At 69.3% G+C, this 339-nt stretch carries 1 pseudogene; it reads right to left on the bottom strand.

Features of this window, described 5'->3' with window-relative positions:
* Window positions 1-339, bottom strand: a pseudogene (locus U873_RS0134125) (peptidylprolyl isomerase); the annotation flags it as partial.

The following is a 339-nucleotide window of genomic DNA, read 5'->3' as shown; positions in this document are numbered from 1 at the left end:
GCGGCGGGGTCAGCCACGCCGATTTGCCGCTGTCATAGGCCTGTTGCAGTTCCGTGGCGCTGGGGTAGTCCGCCGGCACCTGGCTGACCGATTGCAGGTAGTCGCGAAAGACGATCTGCTCGGTGGCGGCACGGGTCTGCAGCTCCACCTCAGGGCGCTGGCGCCAGCCCTGGGCATCGGCCTGCTCCAGCACGGCCTTTTGTGCCAGGCGTGAACGGATCCACGCCTCCAGGGCCGGGCGATTGCCCCGCAACTCCTCGCGGGACACCTCGGGCAAGCCGGCGAACAGGCTCTTGAGCTCTTCGGCCGCCACTTGCTGGTTGCCCAGGCGCGCCACCG

It is taken from the genome of Pseudomonas sp. PH1b (assembly GCF_000633395.1).
Taxonomy (GTDB): Bacteria; Pseudomonadota; Gammaproteobacteria; order Pseudomonadales; family Pseudomonadaceae; genus Aquipseudomonas.
Note: the sequence above shows the minus strand (reverse complement) of the source record. Positions and strands in the feature narration are given on the sequence as shown.